We start from the raw sequence: 22,898 nt of genomic DNA on the forward strand, positions 1-22,898 counted from the left end.
CCAGCTGGCCAAGCACGGCAAAAGGAGGCCGACCCATGACAGACCATTCCCTCAAGGGCAAAACCGTCATCATCGCCGGCGGCGCGAAAAATCTCGGCGGATTGATTGCCCGCGATTTTGCCGGCCAGGGCGCCCGCGCCATCGCCATCCATTATAACAGCGCCGCAACGAAGGCCGATGCCGAAGCAACCGTGGCCGCGGTAAAGGCAGCCGGCGCCGAGGCCGTCGCCCTTCAGGCCGATCTCACCACGGCAGGTGCGGTCGAAAAGCTGTTTGCCGATACCGTCGCCGCCATTGGCCGCCCGGATATCGCCATCAACACCGTTGGCAAGGTGCTGAAAAAGCCGATCCTCGAAACATCCGAGGCCGAATATGACGAGATGACTGCCGTCAACGCCAAGTCGGCCTTCTTTTTCCTCCAGCAGGCCGGTCGCCACGTCAGCGACAACGGCAAGATCTGCACGCTCGTGACGTCGCTCCTGGGCGCCTTCACGCCGTTTTACGCCAGCTATGCCGGCACCAAGGCCCCGGTGGAGCACTTCACCCGTGCGGCCGCCAAGGAATTTGGCGAACGCGGCATATCCGTGACGGCAATCGGCCCCGGACCGATGGACACACCATTCTTCTACGGTCAGGAAACGCCGGAGGCGCAGGCCTATCACAAGAGCGCCGCCGCCCTTTCGGGCTTCTCGAAAACCGGACTCACCGATATCGAGGATATCGTCCCCTATATCCGCTTCCTCGTCACGGATGGCTGGTGGATGACCGGCCAGACCATTCTGGTCAATGGCGGCTACACCACAAAATAGCCGCTGCCGGATGACGCCCCGGATCGGGCAGGGAGCTGCATGCCACCCTGTCCGATCGAGGCCTCAAAACTGCGATGCCCCTCGAAAAAAAATCGAGCGCCATATGGCCTGAATTATACATGCCGGTGTAAAACCCCCTTCATCCTGTCGATGCAAACCTTGGGGGTATCGGATGAATTCAGGGCGTCGTGGCGTTCTCGCATTTCTGGGCGGCCTTGTGCTGGCAAGGCCTTCGCTCGGCGCAGCATCGGGCAAGCCGGCGGCCTTTGCCGAATCCCGTTCCGAATACAAACCCCGTCACATCCTCTGTTTTCTCGGCGTGGAAAATGGACTGGCGTCGCTGCAGAAGAGCGCCCGCGCCGCCATCGACGGTTTTGCGCCCGATTTCAGCATCGACGAGGACTATTCACAGGATGAGGCGGACGACCGGATGGAGCGTTCCTTCAGCGTCTGCTGGGACCGCGTCGACCCGGAAACCTATCAGGAGGCCGACGAGGAAGCCGTCGCAAGACACGGCTCGGTTCTTTACGTGCTCGGCCCGTCCATGGATGCGGAAAACGCGGTCGCGACATCCACAAAAGCCTTGCAGTTCGTGCAGCATATGTTTGGTCAAGGCGCCATTGCGGTGAAGGGTGAAAGCGCAGGTGTCGCCCACGGTGAGCGGCGCTGGAAGCAGCTTTTCGAGCAGTCCCGCCGCGAAGCCGCCGCCGGGGATCTTCTGGCGCTTGCCAGAACCTGCCGTCTCGCTTTCGCGCGTCGCCCGATTGGCGACGATGCCGACGGCATGGCGAGCGTCGGCTTTCATCTGATCGGCCTGCCGGATGTGCGGGTCCGCTTCACCAAAAAAGACAATGACCAGCCGTCGACGAATGCCGAACAATTAAAGATCGCCGCATTGATGGATGATGTCGCCGATCAGATGGCGCGTGATGGCGTTGAAGCGGCCATGAAGGATCGTCGCGCCACCCTTGCCGACGACACACGGTATGAGGAAGACGGATATAAATTTAATCCCTTCGGCGTCTTGAGCATTGACGACTACAGGCTTTGACACCCACGGCGCTGGGCCTTTGGAGCAGCGGTAGCGCCTTGCTCCGTCCAGACAGACACCAATCGCAAAGATTGCATCGCAAACGCTGCCTCTGACAAAAATCTCATTTTTGCATGCAAAGATTGCAGTTCTGAATCTTCATGGCGCGACGGAAAGCAAAAAGAGCTTTTCGATCCGCCGGAAATCTGCTAGGTCGGCTTCTACAAGAATTGACTTATGAGTGGGATCATTCCGCCCTATGCCTGACGAAGGCGACAGTAGCGACGGCAGTCGACACCGAACGAGGCTGGCTTGCGTAACGCAAAGCCAGCCTCGACTTTTCTTGTTTTTCTCAACGCGACGGGTTTTGGCCTCGGATATTCTGTCCGGGGTTTTCTGCGTCTGCACCCGTTCCCATAAAGGCCATTGACCATGGAATTCCTCGCAGATCCAAATATCTGGATCGGCCTCGTCACCCTTATTATCCTCGAAGTCGTCCTCGGCATCGACAACCTCGTTTTCATCGCGATCCTTGCCGACAAGCTACCGCCGCATCAACGCCACAAAGCGAGGGTTATCGGCCTGTCGCTGGCGCTCATCATGCGTATCCTGCTGCTATTTTCGATTTCATGGATCGTCACGCTGACGCGGCCGCTGTTCACTGTCGCGGATCTTTCCTTCTCCGGACGCGATCTCATCCTCATTCTCGGCGGCGCCTTCCTGCTCGCCAAGGGCACCATGGAGCTGCACGAACGGCTGGAGGGCGACCACAAGCCGAAACAGGGCAAGGTGGTGCATGCGGTCTTCTGGCAGGTTATCGTGCAGATCGTGGTGCTCGATGCCGTGTTCTCGCTCGACAGCGTCATCACCGCCGTCGGCATGGTCAACAATCTCTGGGTGATGATCACCGCCGTCTGTGTGGCCATGGCCGTGATGATGGCGGCGTCGAGGCCGCTGATGGCCTTCGTGTCGAAACATCCGACCGTGGTCATTCTCTGCCTCGGTTTCCTCCTGATGATCGGCTTCAGCCTGATCGTCGAGGGTTTCGGCTTCCACCTCCCCAAGGGTTATCTCTATGCCGCAATCGGCTTTTCCGTGCTCATCGAAGCGGCGAACCAGCTCGGCAGGCGCAACCGTGAAAGGCGCATCACCGCCGGCGACATGCGCGAGCGCACCTCCGACGCCATTCTGCGGCTTCTGGGCGGCCGGGTCGGCGAACAGCAGTCACTCGGCGAGACAGCCGACGTCATCGCCGCACAGGCGGCGCAAGGCGACCTGTTCAAATCCGAGGAAAAGGACATGATCCGCGGTGTGCTCACGCTTGCCGAGCGCCCCGTCGTTTCGATCATGACGCCGCGAACCGAGATCGACTGGCTCGATGTCGACGCCGATCACGACACGCTGAGACATCGCCTGCTGGACCTCGACCATTCCCGGTTGATGCTGGCGCGGGGCAGGCTGGATTCATTCCTCGGTGTCGCTGCGACCAGGGATCTGTTGCGCGATCTTCTGCATGACGGAAAACTGAACCTTGAGCGCTCGCTGCGTGAGCCCCTTGTCGTGCATGAAAGCGCCACGGCGCTGCAGGTGATGGAGCAGCTGCGCACATCGCCCCTGCAGATGGCCGTCATCATCGATGAATATGGCACCCTCCAGGGCATTGCGACGCCGACGGATATTCTCGAGGCGATTGCCGGCGAGTTTCCGGATGAGGGCGAGGAATCGCAGATTTCCGAACGGGCGGAGGATGGTTCCTGGCTGCTGGATGGCGCTGTCGATGTCAGAAGAGTGTCCTATCTGCTGGATATCGATCTGGTGGACGAGGCCGACCGTTACTCGACCGTCGCGGGTTACATCCTCTGGCGTCTCAACCGCCTTCCCGAAGTCGGCGAACGTGTCGCCGGCGATGGGTTCGAGTTCGAGATCGTGTCCTGCTCTGACCGGAATATCGAGAAGATCCGGGCGTGGAACACCGCCCTTTCCGAGGAATGATCCGGGTGCGGGAGGTGGCCGACAGAAGCCCCTCCCGAGCCAAATATTCGGTTTGGAATAGGCGACACCGTATGGCCTGTGATATCAGACCTACGGTTTCGCAAGGGGGAGTTGAATGGCGAGAGGGTTCGTGACAGCCGAAGAGGTGGCGAAAAGGGCCGGTGTGTCACGCTCCGCCGTCTCGCGCACCTTCACCCCGGGCGGCAGCGTATCGAAGACTGTCCGGCGCAAGGTGCTGAAAGCCGCGCAGGAACTCGGCTACCGCGTCAACCGTCTGGCCCAGGGTCTCAACAATGACCGCTCCAACCTCATCGGGGTTGTCGGCGCCAATCTCAGCTCTCCCTTCATTTCGCGGCAGCTCGACTTTCTCAGCATCGGCCTTCTGCGCCGCGGCCTGCAATGCCTGCTGCTGAATGCAGCGGATGCCCGCAAGGACATCGCGCCGCTGATCGAACGTCTTTTCGAATTCCGCGCGCAGGCCATCGTCGTTCTTTCCGGCGAACCGCCGGCCTCGATTGTCGACGAATGTATCGCCAATGGCGTGCGTCTCATTCTCATCAACCAGCGTCTGGATCGTACCGATACCAACATGGTGCTGAGCGACGACTACCACGGCGCCGGTCTCGCCGCCATGCGGCTTGCAAGGGCACAATGCAGGAAGGCGGCGGTCATTTCCAGCGGCAGCCAGACGCCCGCGCAGCTGCGCCGCGCGGCCGCCTTCACCGAGCGCATGGCCGTCGAAGGCATCGAGGTCGTTTCATGGTCAGGCGGGCCGACAAGTTATGAAAGCGGTTATCAGGCCGGATGCGAATTGCTTGCCGACAGGACGATAGACGGCGCCTTCTGCGTGACCGATCTGCTGGCGCTCGGCTTCATGGATGCCGCGCGGCTGGAAATGGGCCGTCGGGTGCCGGAAGACCTTTCGATTGTCGGTTTCGACGATATTCCGCAGGCCGGCTGGAAAAGCTACCAGCTGACCACCATCGCGCAATCCTTCGACGCGCTGACCGAGAGGGTCCTGACCGCGCTTGACAGCGACGAGCCGGAAACCCGGCTTCAGGTCGTGCCCGTTTCCATGGTCGAACGCATCACCGCACGCTAGGGAACCCGCCCTGTCTCATACCGGGACGGATTCCGGTTGCGGCGCGAGCCGCAGCTCCAGACGCTGCGGGCTATCTTCGGCACGGTCGAGAAATTGCCCCAGCGCACCGAAGAAGATTTCGAGAAAACCTTCGAGCGAAGCGTGACCATCGGCCCTGCGGACGAAGCGTTCTGCCAGCATCCGGTAAAGGGCAAGGCGTTGAGGCGCGATATGCGGCAGGGCGAGCCCCACGCCCTGACGCAGGCAATACCAGTCGGTGATAAGCTCCAGCATCGGCATTTCCGCATCGCCTGAAGCAATGCTCTTTTCGTCAAGCAGACCGACAACTTCCCTCACCGTCCTGTCCGCGATGGCAGCGACGATTTCCGCCGGCCATTCCCTGGGGAAATAACGGTGCCTGATCAGCGCCCGCTGGTGATCGCGCAGAAAAGCACCGTAGTTGCGCGCCGCAAACGCCGCGTCCTCCACTTCACCGGCGAGCGCCATTTCCTGCACATAACCGCGGCAGATGCGGCCGTTCACCGGCAGATCGGCCATCTCCACCGTTTCGACGACGATTTGCTGACGTGAGGGGTGAACGACCTTGAACGCCGGCGGAAAGGCAACAAGTGATGGCACCGCGATATTGGCGAGCGAACGTTCCCCCTCCCCGCGCCGGGTTACGCCTTCCACATGCAGGTGGCCGCTGAAATGGACGGCAAGTCCGGCGTCAATCAACGCATCCTCCACCGCCTTGCGCGGCATGCGCTGCACGGCGGTTGTCTTGCCGAACAGGGCGCTTTCCAAGTTGCTTCCGCCATCGAAGGGATCCAGCACCGGATAGTGTGAAAAGCCGAGCAATGTCTTGCCGAGCGCCTCTGCCCGCAGGCGCACATCGGCGATCCAGTCGATGATGAAGGGCTTGCAGCGCAGAAGCGCATTCCAGCCGCCGGCGGTGCTGTCGATGAAGGCCGCCTCTTCGCCCGCTTCAAACGTTCCATCGCGCGGTTCGAAAATATTGGCGTCGATCATCATGAGCCAGAGACCCGGCTCAGGCTCGACCAGATAGGAGGCATCCATCAGGCTGTAGGAATTGCGCCCGTCGGGCGAGCGCACCTCGTACAACCGGTCCTGCGGCGCATCGGAAAGACCGAAGGGTGTTTCCCAATACAGGTAATCCGGCTGGCGGAAATAGCCGAAGGCCGCCATGGGCCCGAGGCCCGCCGGATAACCTTCGCAATACATCCGGTCGCTGATGACGACACGATCGCCTGCCCGCCTCGCATCGCTTGAGACGGTGAGGCACCTGCCGTTCTCGCCGAGAAACGCCTTGGTCTGATGCCGGCCGCGCGGCCCGAAAATATCATGGTTTCCGGGCAGCGCGTAGAAGGCCGTGCCATGCGCATCGCGATGGCGCTCAAGAATGTCCTTCAGCGTTTCCGTCGTCGCCCGCTGACCGTCGTCGGTATAGTCGCCGAGCAGCACCACATGGCGAATGCCCCGCTGCCGCACCTCTTCCAGCGCAGCCTCCAACGCCTCGGCGCTCTCGTTAAAAACCCGGGTGGATTCACGCGTATCCGACCAGCTGCGCATGGTGATGCGCTCACCATCGATCACGATGCCGGGAAATCCGAAATCCGCAGCCGTGTCATGAAAATGAGCGTCGGCGATGACGGCGATGGAGGGAAGCATACGTGTCAGCATGATTGAACGGTCTTTCTGCCCTCGACCATGTCAATCCAGCGGGAAGCACGGCGGGCGGCTGCATAAAGCACGGGTTTCGGCGTTTCGAACCATTCGTCGGGTCGCAAATCCCGCTTCGCGCGGATCACCGCCAGCGCATCGTCGAGGCTCGGATAGAGGTGTGGCTGCTGCTTGTGCAGGAAAAGCGCCACCAGCGCGACCGAGCGGCTGCGGCCGCCGCGGCAATTGACGAGTACATTGCCTCCATCGGCAAAGGGATAGCTATCCCGCTTGGGCATGGTCTGACGCAGCGCACCGTCGAGAATATAATAAGCGCCCAGCATCATGGTGTCGGGGTTGCCCTCGCCGTCGATCAGGCCAAGCTTGTAATAACGTATATCGTCATGGCCCACGGCGAGCCTGTCACCCGCTTCCGCCGCCGCCCGCACAAGATTGATATCGAGATTGACGGCGCAATTGACGATGGTGGCGATGCCGTGCTGACGAAGGAGCCCCGCATCGCTCGCGCCATCGCTGCCGCCGATATAAAGCGCGGCGTGATGTGGACCGAGCCCTTCTGCAATCAGGCTTATTGCGGGCCGGGCATGAACGGGTCCATCCATGTCATTCCTCTCCATGCTCGAAGCCCCTTTGGCGGCCTCCTTAAAATCAGACCGATGCGGCCCTCCGCCGATGCGGCTGCCGCGCGGCCAAGGGTATGTTCGATGCCTGGCTGACGCCTTTGGCAACACCGCCGGCTGCGGCCAGCACCGGTCCGCCATGCCTCAGGCTGCCGATCTCCAGGAATGGGCAGACATCGCCGCCAGCTTCGCTGACGAGTAGCAGCCCGGCAAGACAATCCCATGAATTCATATGCAGTTCGAGATAGCCATCGGAACGGCCGTCCGCCACATAGGCAAGCGCCATGGCGCCGGAGCCGGCGCGGCGGACATTGGTGCCCATGTCCAGCAGGTTCTTCACCACATCGAGATAGGTGGCGTTCGCCACGCGGGTCGACCACCCCATTTCGATGGAGGCCGCATCGAACCGGTCCGTGTCGGCGGTCCGGATCGGTTGCCCGTTACGCGTCGCCCCCTCGCCGCGGCGGGCGAAATATAGTTCGCCAAGAGCCGGATTGTAGATCGCGCCGATTTCAGTCCGGCCGTTCTCGACATAGGCGATGGAGATGCAGAAATGCGGAATGCCACGGGCAAAATTGGCGGTGCCATCGATGGGATCCACGACCCAGACACGCTCACCGGTCTCGCCGCCGCTCTCCTCGCCGAAAAAACTGTCCTCCGGAAAAGCCGCAGAGATGGCCGCGCGGATATGCGCCTCGGAAGCGGCATCCGTCACCGTCAGAAAATCCTGCGGTCCCTTCATCGTAAAGCTGCGCGTCGCGTCGCCCCGGAAACCTTCCAGCACCAGCGCCCCGGCGGAAAGAATGACACTGCGGCACAGTTCGATGCGCGCCGCCAACGGATCGGAAGAGTGAGTTGAAGCCATGGACGAGAACCATCTTTCAAGATTTGAACACGCGCTCAATTTTGCACACGCGTGCAAAGCATTCAAGAGGAATTGAACGAAACCTGTGAGCTGCTGCTGAACGCCGGGTCATCACCGCGAGCCCCCCGGGCGCACCTTCACTGGCGGTTGAAGCAAACCGTTCCCAAAATCACCGGGAACGCTCTGGAAAGAAACGTTTAATATTGAAATCGGCGGATTTTCGCGAAGAACGGCAGCTGCATCTTGCGGTTGATACAGTTGCCGCTTGATTAACCTTGTGTATTTCCAATGATGTAACAGGAACTATGCTACGAATACCGTCCTGTATTTGATGAGCCATAGATGAAAATACTCATTGCCGCACAAAAACTGCTCGATTTCGCGTCCGTCCGGTCCGACAATCCTGATCTCCTGAAAGCGCAGTACCGCGCCTTTAGCCGGCAGATGCCGATGATGTATTTCATCTTGCTTTCAAGCACATGGGCGCTTGCCGTTACGCATATGCAGCTGGCGCCGCTCTGGCTCACGGTTGGAGTTCCCGCCCTTTTTACACTCGGCTGCACCGTCAGGGTGGCTTTCTGGTGGAGGACGCGCGGTATCGATCCCCGGCCGGAGGTGGCGCTCGCGGCCCTTCGCCGTACCAACCGCCTGGCCGCCGGCATCGCCATGGCGTTCACGCTCTGGTCCTTTATGCTTGTGCCCTATGGTGATGCCTATACGCGATCCCACGTCGCCTTCTATATGGCGATTACCGTCATTTCCTGCATCTTCTGCCTGATGTATGTGCGCTCGGCCGCCTTCACGGTGACCGTTATCGTCAATGGCGCCTTTATCGCCTTCTTTCTGGCGTCGCAGCAACCGACATTCATCGCCATCGCCATCAACGTGCTGCTGGTCTGCGCCGGCATGATGTCGATCCTTTTGACCAACTACCGCAATTTCGAGAGCATGGTCATTTCACAGCAGCGCACGGAAGCGCTCAGCAATGAAAACCTGCAGCTTGCCAATATCGACAGCCTGACGGAACTGCCGAACCGCCGCGCCTTTTTCACCCATCTTGAGGCCGAACTCGAAAACGCCAGGGCCAACGGCACCCGGCTGGCGCTGGGTGTCATCGATCTCGACGGTTTCAAGCCGGTCAACGACCTCTACGGACATTCCATGGGAGACAGGCTGCTGATCAATGTCAGCAAACGTCTCACCGCCAATCTGAAAGCCAGCAGGGCCTTCCGACTGGGCGGCGACGAATTCGCCATCGTCGCTCCGATCGTGCCTGACGATACGCAACTCGTCGCAAACGCCAATGCGATCTCCGAACAGTTGCGGGCGCCTTACCATATGGCTGAGGGAACGGTGCACGTGTCCGCATCCATGGGGATAGCCGTCTTTCCAAACCTCGCCTCCACGCTCGAGCAGCTTTTCGACCGGGCGGATTATGCCCTTTACCACGCCAAGAAGACCCGCCGCGGCGATGCGGTTCTCTTTGATGCGGAACATGAAAGGCAGATCAACATCGAAGCCCGTATCGAGCATCTGCTCAGGCAGAGCGATATGGAAAACGAGCTTTCGGTGGTGTTCCAGCCGATTGTCGATCTACGCAATGGACAAACCACCGGTTTTGAGGCGCTGGCGCGCTGGCGCAGCCCGGTTCTCGGGCAGGTGCCGCCTGCCCAATTCTTCTCCATCGCGGAACGGGCCGGCATCGTCGGCTCCCTCACCCGGCCGCTTCTCAAGATGGCGCTTACCTCCGCATCAAGATGGGAACCGTCCCTACGCCTCTCCTTCAACCTTTCAGCCCAGGACCTCAATTCCCACGAGGGCGTCCTGTCCCTGATCGGCATCATCGAAAACAGCAGCTTCGACGCCCGTCGCCTCGATCTCGAAATTACCGAGACGGCTTTTGCCCATGATTTCGAAGAGGTCCGGCAATCGGTCGAAATGCTCAGGGGTCTCGGCTGCGGCATTTCACTCGACGATTTCGGCACCGGTTATTCCAGCCTCACCCGGCTGCATGCCCTGCCTCTGACCAAGATCAAGATCGACCGAAGCTTCGTCACGGATCTGCACGAAAAACCGGCCAGCTATAAAATCGTGAAATCCCTTCTCACCCTCAGCCGGGACATGGAGCTGGAATGTGTGGTGGAAGGGGTGGAAACGTCGGCGGAGCTTTCCGCGCTCGAAGGTCTCGGCGCCACGCTGGTGCAGGGCTACATCTATGCGCCGCCGCTGCGGGAAGAGGATGTCGCCGCGTTCCTTTCGAGGCAGGCGAGTCCCGAACATCGCATCAAATCCATAGCTCTCAAAAATCCAAACAAGGCTTGGTGGTAAACTCCGATGCCCTCTCCAAGTAAAACGTCCCAAACGCCGGAATAGGCATCACGGATGAGCCAACCTGAGCAGGGATACATCAAGCGCCAAAGAGACGATACGTGCCTCATCAAGGTCATGCAGCCCTATTGCAGCGTCCCGGTGGCCCATGTTTCTCGGTATTGTGGTTTACCGATATAGTTGTCGGGGGGAATGCTCATGCCATTTCCCTCCCGGTCCACGTTGCTGCGATTTTAGGAGGCCTCAGCCAGACCCGACAGAAAACTAATCTTGTCCAAACTGCATGCTCACCTCAGCCGCAGCGTCAATAACATTCGAAGCCTTCGGAAGCTCGCAACTCAGAGATCTGGGTGTTCTATCCGCTCCCAAGCTGCACCATCGAAGCGGAAAACATCTTTCGATGCGACGACCCAAAGCACGTTTTCGATCGCCTGCGCAAAAAACGGACCATTGTCGATAGATTCGTTATCATCACGATTGCTCAAGCGCGGAAGAGGAGGATCAAATCTGCCAAAACTTCCTGTCTTGGGATCATACTCATAAAGACCGCCGGGACGAACGCTCGCCGCCATGACGAGTCTTTCCCGATACGGAGTGATCATGTGAAAGAGATTATGCTGCCGCCGTAATGCGACGGGCGAAAATCCCCGTGTGTGACTTCCGTGTATGAGGACACCTTCTCTCCCACATATCCAGACACTGTCAGGATTCTCGATGTAAATTCCGGTCAAAGCGGCTACCGGAATTGGAATTTTCAGTTCGTGCAACTCATGACCATCCCAGAAACAAAGGACCGGTTTGGTACCTGGCCCCTCCTCCCCGCAAAGATAAATGGCTTCTTCCGATAACCCGTTTATGTCAAAGAACAGTATATCGCGGGAGGCTGGATTAAGGGCCGACCGAGTGACCCATTCCTGCCATTCCGGAGAAAGAAATTCCGGCTCTTTTTCAGGCTTTGCTTCCTCCTGCGCATTTGGGTTCAGCAACAATTTATCGGTCAGGAGACGCCAATCATTGTTCCCCTTGCGAACATAGATTTGCCCCCCCTCTCCGCAGGCATATAGGTGTTGCCCGATCTCACGAATACGAGTGAGACGCCCATAGCCTCTTGAATCCGCACTCCAACTACCCGCTCCTTGAATTTTCTCTTGAAAATTCTCTTTCCAGTAGGTGTGGTAAACGTCGCCCTCCGACGACAGCAGAACGAAATAACCATCTGGCGTAGGATGCTCCGCGCTATGATACACAGTCATGCTTTGAATATGGAAACCGAAGTCGGAATACGTCCAGTCCTGCGGCGGCAAATCGTCACGATCATACCGATAAAATCGGCCATCAGGATCGAACGGTTCAGCATTGTCTCTCGTCGCGACAACGGCAAGCGTTTTGCCTGATCTCGCATATGCTCTCGTAAAATCGATAGGCAGCTTGGTTTTCATGGTTTTCTGGTCGCTCCTTCAACAGCTCCAGACTTCAAAGCCGATATGGTTTCTTCGGGAAGAGGGGGGTATTGTTTAGCTCGTAAAAGCTGGAACGGATTTTTTCCAGCATATTGGGTCGTCAAGGCTGCCATGATCTCTTTCGCACAATCGGGCCTCACGCTTATCATAGCCTGGGCCGACGCCTGCACTACTTTATGTAAGGGCGCCGTGAAAGGCGGCGTCGAATTTCTACCGGCATTTTCGATCGCCTTGTCCGCCAGATGACCACCCCAGTGCTCGGTTTGCTCTACCCGGGCATTGCCAATAACACATATAGCCATACCATCATTAAGACCGGGCATATTCGGAATGCGTTTATCGGCCTCCTCTCTCGCACCATAACGAAGCGTCCAGTCCGGAACTATATGGTGCGCCTGCATGCCGTACTGACCGCAGACGTTCTTCATCTTGCCGTAACGGTCGACCTGACACTTCTTGCGGTATTCGTCCCGATCGGAGACACGTACGGTTTCGCTCTGGGGTAATGCCTGTGGCCGAGTTTCTGGTTCCTCACGCACTCGCTGCCTGTGTCGACGGAGCTCCTCCATCGCCCAATCCCGCATCTCCCAGCTGTCATGTCCGGCGTCGACACCCTCATCGAACATTTCCTTGATCCGCCGCTCCTGATCGTCCCGTGGGACGACGTCAGACAGATTTGCACCATTATCGGGGATAAGGACGCTTGATAATATCCCGATGACATTTAGGCGGCGGGCCCAAATGCCCACCCTCGCGAGACGGCCAACTTTTGCAAGATCGCTCACAACCCTGTGAGGCGGGGTACGATACCACTGAGGCGCTCGGGCGGGTCCCGGGGTTATCACCCTTCCCGGGCCACGAGGAACAGTCTGGGGGACAGTCGGCCTTGTTGCGGGCATTCCTCCGCGAAGTGTTTGCGCAGAGCTTTGAGCAGCCCCAGTCGTCGCTGCGGCAGCCGATCCCGCATAAGCGTATTTTTCGCCCTCTTTAAACGGCTCAGGCGACGCATCGCTCATCACCCGGCCTTCGTCCGACCCGTCCTGCCATCGGAGCGATCCCCGCACCGGATCATCGTCCTTGGGAGGATCATAGGTTTGCGTACTGCGGACGAAGATTGCCTCGCCCTCGGTATTTCTGTTGTTCATGTAGAAACGGTCGAGGTGTCGAATGACGTGCGAACCTTCGGCACGCACCTGGTCTGCATGGCCGATGGGCTCACAGATGCTTTCCACCGTGCCGGATTTCACACCCTTGCGGCTGCCAGGCGCATCGCCATGCACATGTGTCGTGCACGATCGCATCACCATTGCCTTTTTGCCCGTGAAGCGAACGGAGGGCGTGTAGTTTTTATCATGGCCGCAGAAATCCACGACCGGATAGGGAATGGGCACCACCGATGAGCCAACGGGTGTCAGGCATACATCCGGAGCCAAAGAGACGATACGCGCCTCATCGATGTCACGCAGTCCCTCACGCGGCGTCTTCGTGGCCCATGTGTCAGGATATTGCGGTTCACCGATATAGTTGTCGCCAGGGATACTCATGCAGTCTCCCTCTCAGTCAAAGCCGCTTCGGCTTCGGGAGACTTCAGGCGAACACGCGTCAAGATAAGTTTTGTGTCACCGGCATCGGGAAGAGGAAACCTGATGCGCCAAGTCAGCAGCACCCGCCCGTCATTGCGCCAGTCGAATTGCACACCATCGAGTTTCAGCACATACCATTCATCGCGATCTTCACGAAGGCAATGGACACCGAGGGTAAGGCCGGGCAACGAGCCTTTCGCGACAGGATGCTCCGAACTGAGGTTAGTAAGCTCGTAGTTCTCATCACCCTTGAGGTGAGGCGTCGCGATGAGATCAGGATGGGCCGCCTGCCAGAAACGTGGATCAAAATCACGCGGCAAGAGGGGATGCCTCTCCTCCCGCCAACCGTCGTCATAGGTTCCGGAATATTGCTGACGGAATTGCCACCACGGCGAAACGAGCCCAAGTCCCTGCGGTTCCGGCGGGCTGCGCCAATCGGGATGCTCACCGACGGCAGCGATCTGCGGAGCTGGAACAGGCCCTGCATCGGCAGACATCTCAAGATTGACAATGCCGCACCCAAGCGGGTTGCGGCGCTCCACGTCAATCGGTGTTTCCGTCCCGGCGTTCCCTGTGTGAGGGATCGCGCCACCATAAGCACTGTGCCAGCCTATGGCCACGTTTCTAGCCGGTTCAGGATCGTTCAGTTTCCAATCCGCTATGACACGTTTGGCTTCCCTGGCGGAAAAACCTGCCCATTTCTCCTTGACGACGGGTTGCCAGAAGCGCCTGCCGAAAACCTCGATTTCTTTGAAAACCTTACCAACGCGGATGGAGGCACGCCAGGATTTCTGTGGCTCCTTCGACGGTGACCACGTATCCCCGAGAAAGCTGATGTCCGTGCCGGGCTTGTCGGGGGTGAGATCGCTTTGACGCAGTAGGACGGTCTGATGCGGATCGCCCTCATAGGCATCCTCCCATTGGAAACTTTCCTGCTCGGCTGCGACATCGAGCGAACCGTCCTGCACATGCACGAATGTTGCACGCACGGAGACGATACAATCGAGCCCGCCTTCGGCATCGAATTGGCGGAAAGCCATGGCGGGAAACGGCAGGCGGTTCTGAAGCTCCAAGACTTGGCCTCCGTCAGTTCAGATCGATCGGCTTGCCGCGAAGCTGAAAATGATCCGTCGCCACGAAATTGAAGGTCTTGCCAAGAATAATGACCTCACCATTCGCCTTCATGACGAACTTGGAGTCGCCGCATTCGATGACAAACTCTTCACCGACGGCAATTTTCTTGAACTTTCCGACGCTTTCCAGCGACGTCTGACCGACATTGGTAACCTTGCTCACGCCGATCTGCTCAGTCCGCGCCACACCGACGCTATCGGATTTGAACGTGCTGACGATTGTATTCATGATGCCCGGCAGCGGAAAGAGACTTGAGGCGTCAGACCCAACGCCTGAGCCGGAACCGGCGAGTGCCGTGCCCGCATCTGCACGCGGGCTTGAGCCGGAGACAACGCCTTCACGCGCTGAAAGGCCGCCGGCACCGAGGAAGCCGAGAGCGGATGACGCCAGTGTAGTGGCGAAAGCCGCAACAGCAGGGCCGCCGCCGCCGGCGATCTGCGCCGCCTGCGAAAGGAGGCCCGCCGTCTGCCCGGACAGTGCCTGCACGCCCGCCATGGCCATCATCGCCATTGGCCCCGTGCCGCCGACAACGGTGTTCACCGAGCCGCCGATCTCGTGTTTCTGGTTGCCGGAAACTTCAACGGCGCGGTTGCCGCCGACCGAGGCGACCTCGTGCCGGTCGATGCGCTTGGTCCGGTCATTCAATACCCGCGTCGTCTGGTCCTTCTGGGCGTGGAAGAACTGGTTCTCCTTGCCAGCCTCATCCTCGAAGGTGATTTCGTTGAAACCGTCGCCCTTGTGGCTGTTGGAGCGCAGCACCATACGCGTCTTGTTGGCCGGCAGGTCGTAAGGCACGGAATTGGCCGGATTGTTGACCACGCCGATGACCAGCGGCTTGTCCGGGTCGCCATCGACGAAGGCAACCATAACTTCCATGCCGATGCGCGGAATGACCTGCGCACCCCAGGTGCCGCCGCCCCATGCCTGGCTGACCCGCACCCAGCACGTATCCGTGCCATCCTTCTTCGCCTTGCGGTCCCACGGGAACCATAGCTTGATACGGCCATATTGATCGGGATGGATTTCCTCGCCTTGAGGGCCGGCGACAATCGCCACCTGCGTGCCCTCGATGCGTGGGCGCTTCGTCGTCCGGTGCGGTGTCAAGGGCACGCGGGCCGGAATTGCCTCAAAGTGGTTGCGATATTCCGGCTCGTTGCTGTTTGTTTCATAGGAAAGATCCACGATGTTGTGGCTTGCCCTGATGATCACATGTTCTTCGTATGCATGTTCGGGATGCGCAACCTCGAAAGGCGTGAAACGACGGCCGGCCTCCAGAATGCGCGTGGTCGACGAGCCGAAGACACGGTCATGATCGGCTTCGATGGACTGGGTACGCAGTTTCTGCGCCCGCTCGGCCTCTTCCACTGTCTTGATGCGGGCCGGATATTCATAAAGCTCGCGCTTCGTCGCATCCGGCATCTGCACCAGCGAGGGCGTCATCGTGCCCGGCACCATGCCCGGCGTCTCGAAATTCCAGTCCGCACCCGCACGCTGGCCGGAGACATAGGAGAAGCGCCGCGCCCAGTCGCTGATGTGGTTGCGATCCGACGAACCCTGCGCCAGGCGCACCGTGCCCTCCCCCTGCGCGGCCGGCGACGGCCCGAGCCAGCCGCTGGCGCTGTCGGCCACGTGCAGCTTGTGGGAACCATCCTCCTGGCTGAACCAGTAGAACAGGCCGTCCTCTTCGAAACGGCGGGTGAGATAATCGAGATCGGTCTCATTCCATTGCACGCTGTAGTGCTGCGCGGGCGGCGGCGAGACGATGCCTGACGTATCGGGCGCCGGAATGCCGTGTTCTGAAAACAGCGTCTCGACGACCTCCACCGCCGTCTTGTCCATCCAGATACGGCAATCCGACCGGCGCGACAGAAGCCACATTTGCGGGCGGATCGTTAGCGCATAAGAGCGCATGCCGCGTGTGATCGGCGGACCTTCATGCAGTTCCGTCACCAGGCCGTTGAAGGGGCGGCGAACACCGCCGCCATCGCCGTCGCCCTGGCTTATCTCGATCGAAATGTCGACCAGCCGCCCGATCAGTTCCTCGGGTTTCACCGCTTCCTTCTTGGCCCGCACGGTCAGGCGAATGTCGAAGAGCTGCGATACGCCCTCCTCCACGGACAAGCGCTCCGGAAGAAGCTGATCCTCGCCGAGCGGCGAAGACACCTTCAGAACGCGGCTCGCCTGAACGAAATCGGAAAACGAAGGCTGGTCGTTCATGGGATACTCCTAATCAGGACCCGCGGCTGGACTGCAGGGGCCAGAACCAGATTGTTTCCGAATTGTAGTAGCAGGCCGATGCGCACTGGGTGGCCTCCGAGCCGCCCCGCACGAGATCGATATGACCGCCGCCGGTATAGCCGGGGATATTGTTGAACGCCACGACGCCGTTGCGCGCGCCGATGCCGTTGCGCGCCGTCGCGGGCGTGAAAGGTTCCGGTTCACCGAGATAGCTCGTCCGCTTCATCAGGTTGGCAAGGCGGCGCATGTTCACCTCTATGCCCTTTCCGGCATAGGGGCCTTTCTGGATGCGGTGCGAGGCGGGCACGATGTTGATGCCCGACTTCACGAAAGCGATGCTGACGCGGATGGCGCAGGTATTGTGATAGTTCGGATTGCCGATGAAATCGTCCCAGCCGATTTCCGTGAACAGATCACGCTGGCTGAGATAGTTCGGATGCGACGGGTCGCTGCTCGGATAATTCTTATAGAGAGTGTCAAAGTTAACACGCATGGTTCGTCCCACTAGTTACTTTTCTGCTCACAGGGAAAGGAGACCTTGAGCGCCTCCCGCACGAGAGTGGCTGCCTGTTCATCCAGTTTTTCCGCAGGGACATCGCCGAGATAGGTATAGATCCGGTCGGTGAGTTCATGGGGCGCCACGGCGCCCGCACCGCACCAGTCCGATCCGCTTGTCAGATCGGCCACACCGGCGATATAGGCGCTCGATTTTGCGACGGAAACCAGCCGCCGCATTTCCGGATCGGACACCTCGGGGGCAAGCTTGCCCTCGATGGCCTGTTTGAGTTCGGCACCGGAAAAAATCCATGTCCGCTCCTCGGCGCCGGCCGGCGAAAGACCGGAAAGAGCCAGAACAAGCGGCACGGAAACAAAAAACGCATGTAGGGAGCGCATGATAAACCCGCCTCGTCCAACGTGGATGAGAAACATCACGATGTGAGTTGCAAAACTGCAATGAAAAGGTTCCGGTGCCGGCAAATACCGGCACCGGGTCGCGTCGCGATCAAGCCGCCTTGGTTGTCGCCAGATCGTAGGAGGCGATCATCGGAGACTGCGGCGAGTTGTTGTCGTCGAACGGCGTGTACTTCACTTCCATCTTGGTGAAGTTGAGCTTGATGGTTTCCACCGGCCGGTCACCGCTGGAATCCACCGAGTAGCTGGCGATGAGCGTGTTCGTCAGCAGATACTCGATATAGGTGTTGCCGGGATTGCCGGTGGTCACCAGATGGATGGTTGCAAGCTTGCCAGTGCGGCCGGCGCAGGCTTCCTGGAAAAGCTTGGTGGAAGAAGAATCGCTGACCTTGGTCAGAATGACTTCCGAAATGGTCGGTTCGGATGCTTCGCGGTTTGCAGCAGAACCGGCAGACGTGTTCATGTTGCGCGCCACGTTCCAGTGAATGGCTTCAATGTCCATCCACTTGCGGTGTTCCTCATGCGTGGCGTCGCCCTGGATACCGTCAATCTGCAGATAAATTGGCATGCTGTAAGCTCCTGTAGCTGAAATGACCTCTTGCTTCGAGGCCGCGTTACCCTTCGTTTAATGCCGCATGCGTCGGGTAGCCCCATCCGACGCGGCAACTTCATCCACCCCACCTTTTTCGGTTGCGGCGAATTCATCTGTTTCCCCAGCCGCTTCGGCACGAATGCCGAACCTGTTTTCATCAAAATCGACAACGATCTTGCCCACGCGTTCTCCCGCGATGACTTTTTCGAGGAAAAAGCTGGAAAGAGGCGGCAGGAGATCCTTGCCGATCATGATTTCGATGGCGCGTGCGCCAATTTCACTTGCACCGGCGCGCGCCACCAACGCGTCGCGCGCGGCATCGGAAAGGGTCAGGTCGGCGCCGTATGTTGCGAGAACGCGCTCCCTGATCTTGCCGATCTGCATATCCACGATCCTTGCGAGCTCTTCCGCGCCGAGCGGCATGAAGGGAAGGATGATCGTGCGCCCGAGGAATGCGGGCTTGAACTGTCTGGTCAGTTCCGGCATCAGCAGCGCCTCCAGCGCCTCGCCTTCCGGCATCGTATCCGGATCGGCGGAGAGCGCGGCCAGCAGCTCCGAACCGGTATTGGCCGTCATGAAAATCGTGGTGTTCTTGAAATCGACATCGCGGCCTTCGCCATCGCGAAGCACGCCCTTGTCGAACACCTGATAGAAAATATCCTGGACGCCGGGATGGGCCTTGTCGATCTCATCGAGAAGGAGAACGCCGAACGGCCGGCGACGAACCGCTTCCGTCAACACGCCGCCTTCGCCGAAACCGACATAACCGGGCGGCGAACCGAGAAGCAGCGAAACCTTGTGCTCCTCCTTGAACTCCGACATGTTGATCGTCGTCAGATGGCTGTTGCCGCCATAGAGCAGATCGGCCAGCGACAGCGCCGTCTCGGTCTTGCCCGTTCCGGACATGCCGACGAGGAAGAACACGGCGGGCGGGCGGCGCGGATCGGACAATCCGGCACGGGCGGTGCGCATGGCATCGGCAATGCGGGTAATTGCAGCATCCTGCCCTACGACCCGCTGGCGCATGCGCGCATCCAATGTGCGCGCGCTTTCGATCTGGTCGGCCAGAAGTTTACCGAGCGGAATTCCGGTCCATCGCGATACGACGGATGCAATCGCTTCACGGTCGACCACCGTCGGCACAAGCCTTTCGGCATTTGCCGGTTTGGTCTCAGCCGCAGGCCGCAGGCGCGACACATTCGACGCGCCGGTTTCAGCCGGCTGCTCTTCGCCAAGTTCAGCCATTTCCGCATCGTAACGGCCGCGCAGATCGTCGATCCCGCTCTCGAGCTTCTCGACTTCGTCGCGTATCGACTGGATACGGCTTTGCATCTCTTGGTCCTGCGGTTCACGCAGAAGCCAGTTCAACTCATCCATCAGAAGACGCCGCTCGCTTTCCATGGCGCGCAGCCGTTCCGGCAGGGTCTGGCGCGCCAGCGAAACGGCGGCCGCGGCCGTATCGAGAAGGCTGACCGCCTTGTCCGGCAATTGCCGCGCCGGCATGTAACGCGCCGATAATTGCACCGCCGCCACAATCGCCTCGTCACGAACGATAACGTTATGATGGCTGACGAAGCTATCGGCGACACCGCGCAACATACGGATCGCGGTCGTCTCATCGGGCTCGCGCACATGCACGGGCTGGAAACGACGCGTCAGCGCCGCATCCTTTTCGAAATATTTCTTGTATTCGCTCCAGGTCGTCGCCGCGACGGTGCGCACTTCTCCGCGTGCGAGAGCGGGCTTGAGAATATTGGCCGCATCGCCCTGTCCGGCGGCACCGCCCGCGCCGACAAGGCCATGCGCCTCGTCGATGAACAGGATGACCGGTTCGGCCGAGCGTTTTACCGCATCGATCACGCCATGAAGGCGGCGCTCGAACTCGCCCTTCACGCCGGCGCCGGCCTGCAGCAGCGAAATATCGAGGTTCAGAAGGCGGACGTTGCGCAATTTTTCCGGCACGTTGCCGGAAGCGATTTCCAGCGCCAGCGCTTCGGCGACCGCCGTTTTGCCGACCCCGGCTTCGCCCACCAGAATAGGGTTGTTCTGGCGGCGGCGCGTCAGAATATCAACGAGTTGGCGCAGTTCATCGTCGCGCCCGATCACCGGATCGACCTTGCCATTGCGGGCGTCGGCGGTCATGTCCTGGGTGTAAAGGCGCAGAAAATCGTTCTGGCCGGCGCCTGCCGCCGCGGAAGGAACCTCTTTTCCGCCGCTATCCTCGACGGAACTGCGAAGCCGTTCGAGCGCCGCACGATCCATCGCCTTCAGCGACGGAAATGCGGAGCGGACGAAAGAACGGAGCGAGGTTTCCTCATCCATCGCCAGAAGCAGGTCGCAAAGCGTCACACGGTCGCGACCGGCCTCCAGCGACGCAAGAACCCATGCCTCGCGACCCGCCGTCAGAACGTTCTGGGAGAGCGACAAGGCCTCGCCGTCACCGATCACGGCCTCTTCGAGGCTACGGCTGATTTCCGCCTGCAATACCGGAAGTGGAATTTTTAATTCTTCGAATGTTTTCGCATAGATGCCGGCATCTGCAACCGCCAGCAGCCAATGCGGGATATCCACGTACCTGTGCCCCATACGCACCGCGACGGAAGCCGCAGCTTCAAGGGTGACGCGCAGGTCAGGCTCAAGCGCTTCAATGAGGCGATTGAGATCGATATGCGACATGCAATGAGCCTCCTGCCCCGGGTTCATTCCACAACGTGACGTGGAATAACTATGATGATGAAACCGGGTTGTCCACCCCGAAGTTTATTTTTTATCGGGTTAGATTAGACAATAGACGCCACAATTTAGACACATTTTGAATAAGTCTGTCTGATCAATAGCCTCACGTAAGGGAAGTAACTACGAAAAATCCATTACAATTTTCTGGGGATAGACTACTCTTGGATACGCAGCATGTTAAAAGAGATATAGAAATTTTGGGGAATTGCGGAGATAATATCCGCAACGATTCAAGAACCCGTGAAATATACTATAGAATTAAGGATGAAAGAAACCAGGCGCGCACAGAAGAGCGCGCCGCATCCCCCCAGGATAACTTAAGGATCTCCAGTAGCTGGGACAGTGTCAGCAATCTTGGATTGCAGATTATATATTCCGAAAGCAAGGACATAGAAATATTGGCGTGGCTTGCCGAAGCAAGCCTGCGGCTGCGCGGCTTTCCTGGACTGCGCGAAATCTATGAGCTTTGTAATGATCTTTTTTACAACCACTGGGACTCATTGCGCTCAATCAGCGGCGACAATGATGAGGAAAAATTTGCACCTTTTGCGGGATTGAACGGCATCGGCACCGAGGGAACGCTTGTACAGCCGCTCCGGCTTGCGCCGCTGATCCCCGGAGGGAAATTTGGAGAGCACAGCCTCTGGGATTTCCAGCTGGCGCAGCGACCGAACGAGAGCAAGCGGCGCGAAGAACTGTATCGGCTGGCATCCGAAGCGGGCGTTGCCGCCATGTCTTCCCATCTGGCCGAGGTAAACGCCTGTCTCTCCAGCTTCGACGCCATCATGGCGGTTCTTTCCGAACGCTGCGGCCAGTCCGCGCCCCCCAGTTCAAACATCCGCAACACGCTCATCGAAGCCGCCGCCGCCATCCGCACGCTCGGCGGACGCGAGCAGGAGCCGGCCCCGGTTGAGCAGCCGGCAACGGCTGTTGCGGGCACTGATGAGGGCCGGCAGCCGTCCGTTCGGGCCTCCGCAGCCGCGCCGGAGGGCATATCTTCACGCGATGAAGCGTTTGAAACTCTTCTTTCGGTTGCGCGTTACTTTCGCCGGACCGAACCGCATTCGCCGATATCGCTCTCCATCGAAACGCTGGTTCGCAGGGGGCGCATGGATTTTTCCGAACTGCTGGCGGAGCTTCTGCCCGAAACGCAGGCCCGCAACGCAGTTCTGACGGCCGCCGGGATCAAGCCCGGCGGAGACAACAACGGAAAATAACGAGGCAAGGGACGGAGACGCCGTCCCCTAACAGTCAGCCATGCCAAGGGGCATCAAGGAGGTTGAAATGGCAAGTGTACACGAAAAGCTGGAACGGGTTCGCAAGCCCCGCGTCCACATCAAATACGAAGTCGAAACCGAAGGCGCGATGGTGGTCAAGGAACTGCCCTTCGTCGTCGGCGTTCTCGGCGATTTCTCGGGCAATCCGACCCAGCCGCTGAAACCGTTCGGCGAACGCAAATTCGTTCAGATCGACCGTGACAATTTCGACGAGGTGATGCGCCGCATGACGCCTGGCCTCAACATTTCCGTTGCCAACACGCTGCAGAAAGACGGCACGGACATGCAGGTCAACCTGAAATTCGAAAGCATGGACGATTTCGAACCCGGCGCCGTCGTGCAGCAGGTTCCTGCCCTCAAGGCGCTTCTGGACGCCCGCAACGAGCTGCGCGACCTGCTTTCCAAGGCCGACCGTTCGGAAGATCTGGAACGGATGCTGGAAGATATTCTGCAGAACAAGACCGATCTCGCAACGCTGGTTTCCGAACTGAAGGAAAAGAACGGCGCGAGCGAATAATCGCCTGTGCGGAGGAACAC

18 protein-coding genes are annotated in these 22,898 nt (G+C 59.2%); 7 read left to right on the forward strand and 11 right to left on the reverse strand.

Annotation, left to right across the window (positions count from 1 at the left end):
- Window positions 1-35 precede the first annotated feature (35 nt).
- The 4 genes from N5D22_RS17175 (at window position 36) to N5D22_RS17190 (ending at window position 4,933) form a co-directional block, all read left to right on the forward strand.
- Window positions 36-809: an SDR family oxidoreductase gene (locus N5D22_RS17175; protein WP_279657069.1), complete on the forward strand. Its 774-nt coding sequence runs from the start codon at window positions 36-38 to the stop codon at window positions 807-809.
- Between the two features lie 172 nt (window positions 810-981).
- The gene (locus N5D22_RS17180) at window positions 982-1,860 is read left to right on the forward strand and encodes a hypothetical protein (RefSeq protein ID WP_279657070.1); all 879 of its coding nucleotides are present in this window, start codon (window positions 982-984) and stop codon (window positions 1,858-1,860) included.
- 411 nt (window positions 1,861-2,271) lie between these two features.
- Window positions 2,272-3,831 (forward strand): TerC family protein, encoded by a 1,560-nt coding sequence (locus N5D22_RS17185; protein WP_279657071.1) that lies wholly within the window; start codon window positions 2,272-2,274, stop codon window positions 3,829-3,831.
- 115 nt (window positions 3,832-3,946) lie between these two features.
- Window positions 3,947-4,933, forward strand: coding sequence for a LacI family DNA-binding transcriptional regulator (locus tag N5D22_RS17190; protein ID WP_279657072.1), 987 nt, complete (start codon window positions 3,947-3,949; stop codon window positions 4,931-4,933).
- Window positions 4,934-4,948: 15 nt separating this feature from the next.
- Here the strand turns inward: N5D22_RS17190 and N5D22_RS17195 are convergent, their stop codons facing one another.
- From N5D22_RS17195 to N5D22_RS17205, 3 genes are read right to left on the reverse strand one after another with little or no spacing between them, the layout of a single operon-like run.
- The gene (locus tag N5D22_RS17195; RefSeq protein ID WP_279657073.1) at window positions 4,949-6,616 is read right to left on the reverse strand and encodes a metallophosphoesterase; all 1,668 of its coding nucleotides are present in this window, start codon (window positions 6,614-6,616) and stop codon (window positions 4,949-4,951) included.
- Window positions 6,610-7,218: a dual specificity protein phosphatase gene (locus N5D22_RS17200; RefSeq protein ID WP_279657074.1), complete on the reverse strand. Its 609-nt coding sequence runs from the start codon at window positions 7,216-7,218 to the stop codon at window positions 6,610-6,612. The genes N5D22_RS17195 and N5D22_RS17200 overlap by 7 nt, the downstream gene beginning before the upstream one ends.
- A 46-nt stretch (window positions 7,219-7,264) precedes the next feature.
- On the reverse strand, window positions 7,265-8,101 hold the full coding sequence (locus N5D22_RS17205; RefSeq protein WP_279657075.1) for an inositol monophosphatase: 837 nt from the start codon (window positions 8,099-8,101) through the stop codon (window positions 7,265-7,267).
- 342 nt (window positions 8,102-8,443) lie between these two features.
- Here N5D22_RS17205 and N5D22_RS17210 point away from each other — a divergent pair, with 342 nt between their 5' ends.
- On the forward strand, window positions 8,444-10,429 hold the full coding sequence (locus tag N5D22_RS17210; protein ID WP_279657076.1) for a bifunctional diguanylate cyclase/phosphodiesterase: 1,986 nt from the start codon (window positions 8,444-8,446) through the stop codon (window positions 10,427-10,429).
- Window positions 10,430-10,767: 338 nt separating this feature from the next.
- Here the strand turns inward: N5D22_RS17210 and N5D22_RS17215 are convergent, their stop codons facing one another.
- The 8 genes from N5D22_RS17215 to tssH all read right to left on the reverse strand — a co-directional run bounded on the left by N5D22_RS17215 (window position 10,768) and on the right by tssH (window position 21,024).
- A complete protein-coding gene (locus N5D22_RS17215) occupies window positions 10,768-11,868 on the reverse strand; it encodes a hypothetical protein (protein ID WP_279657077.1) in 1,101 nt (366 codons plus the stop codon).
- Complete coding sequence (locus N5D22_RS17220; RefSeq protein WP_279657078.1) at window positions 11,865-13,433, reverse strand: DUF4150 domain-containing protein; 1,569 nt, start codon at window positions 13,431-13,433, stop codon at window positions 11,865-11,867. The genes N5D22_RS17215 and N5D22_RS17220 overlap by 4 nt, the downstream gene beginning before the upstream one ends.
- Window positions 13,430-14,545: a DUF2169 domain-containing protein gene (locus N5D22_RS17225; protein ID WP_279657079.1), complete on the reverse strand. Its 1,116-nt coding sequence runs from the start codon at window positions 14,543-14,545 to the stop codon at window positions 13,430-13,432. Before N5D22_RS17225 ends, N5D22_RS17220 begins: the two co-directional genes overlap by 4 nt.
- Before the next feature lie 13 nt (window positions 14,546-14,558).
- Window positions 14,559-16,823: a type VI secretion system tip protein TssI/VgrG gene (gene tssI, locus N5D22_RS17230; protein WP_279657080.1), complete on the reverse strand. Its 2,265-nt coding sequence runs from the start codon at window positions 16,821-16,823 to the stop codon at window positions 14,559-14,561.
- Window positions 16,824-16,836: 13 nt separating this feature from the next.
- Complete coding sequence (locus N5D22_RS17235; RefSeq protein WP_149743101.1) at window positions 16,837-17,337, reverse strand: type VI secretion system amidase effector protein Tae4; 501 nt, start codon at window positions 17,335-17,337, stop codon at window positions 16,837-16,839.
- Window positions 17,338-17,348: 11 nt separating this feature from the next.
- A complete protein-coding gene (locus N5D22_RS17240; RefSeq protein WP_279657081.1) occupies window positions 17,349-17,738 on the reverse strand; it encodes a Rap1a/Tai family immunity protein in 390 nt (129 codons plus the stop codon).
- 109 nt (window positions 17,739-17,847) lie between these two features.
- Complete coding sequence (locus N5D22_RS17245; protein WP_003504561.1) at window positions 17,848-18,324, reverse strand: Hcp family type VI secretion system effector; 477 nt, start codon at window positions 18,322-18,324, stop codon at window positions 17,848-17,850.
- Between the two features lie 57 nt (window positions 18,325-18,381).
- Window positions 18,382-21,024, reverse strand: coding sequence for a type VI secretion system ATPase TssH (gene tssH / locus N5D22_RS17250; protein ID WP_279657082.1), 2,643 nt, complete (start codon window positions 21,022-21,024; stop codon window positions 18,382-18,384).
- 221 nt (window positions 21,025-21,245) lie between these two features.
- On the opposite strand from tssH, the gene tssA reads away from it, so the two are divergent.
- Window positions 21,246-22,301, forward strand: coding sequence for a type VI secretion system protein TssA (gene tssA, locus N5D22_RS17255; protein ID WP_279657083.1), 1,056 nt, complete (start codon window positions 21,246-21,248; stop codon window positions 22,299-22,301).
- Between the two features lie 67 nt (window positions 22,302-22,368).
- Complete coding sequence (gene tssB / locus N5D22_RS17260) at window positions 22,369-22,878, forward strand: type VI secretion system contractile sheath small subunit (protein ID WP_010973761.1); 510 nt, start codon at window positions 22,369-22,371, stop codon at window positions 22,876-22,878.
- Window positions 22,879-22,898 lie beyond the last annotated feature (20 nt).

Origin of the sequence: Agrobacterium sp. GD03872 (assembly GCF_029840625.1) — a bacterium.
GTDB lineage: Bacteria > Pseudomonadota > Alphaproteobacteria > Rhizobiales > Rhizobiaceae > Agrobacterium > Agrobacterium fabrum_A.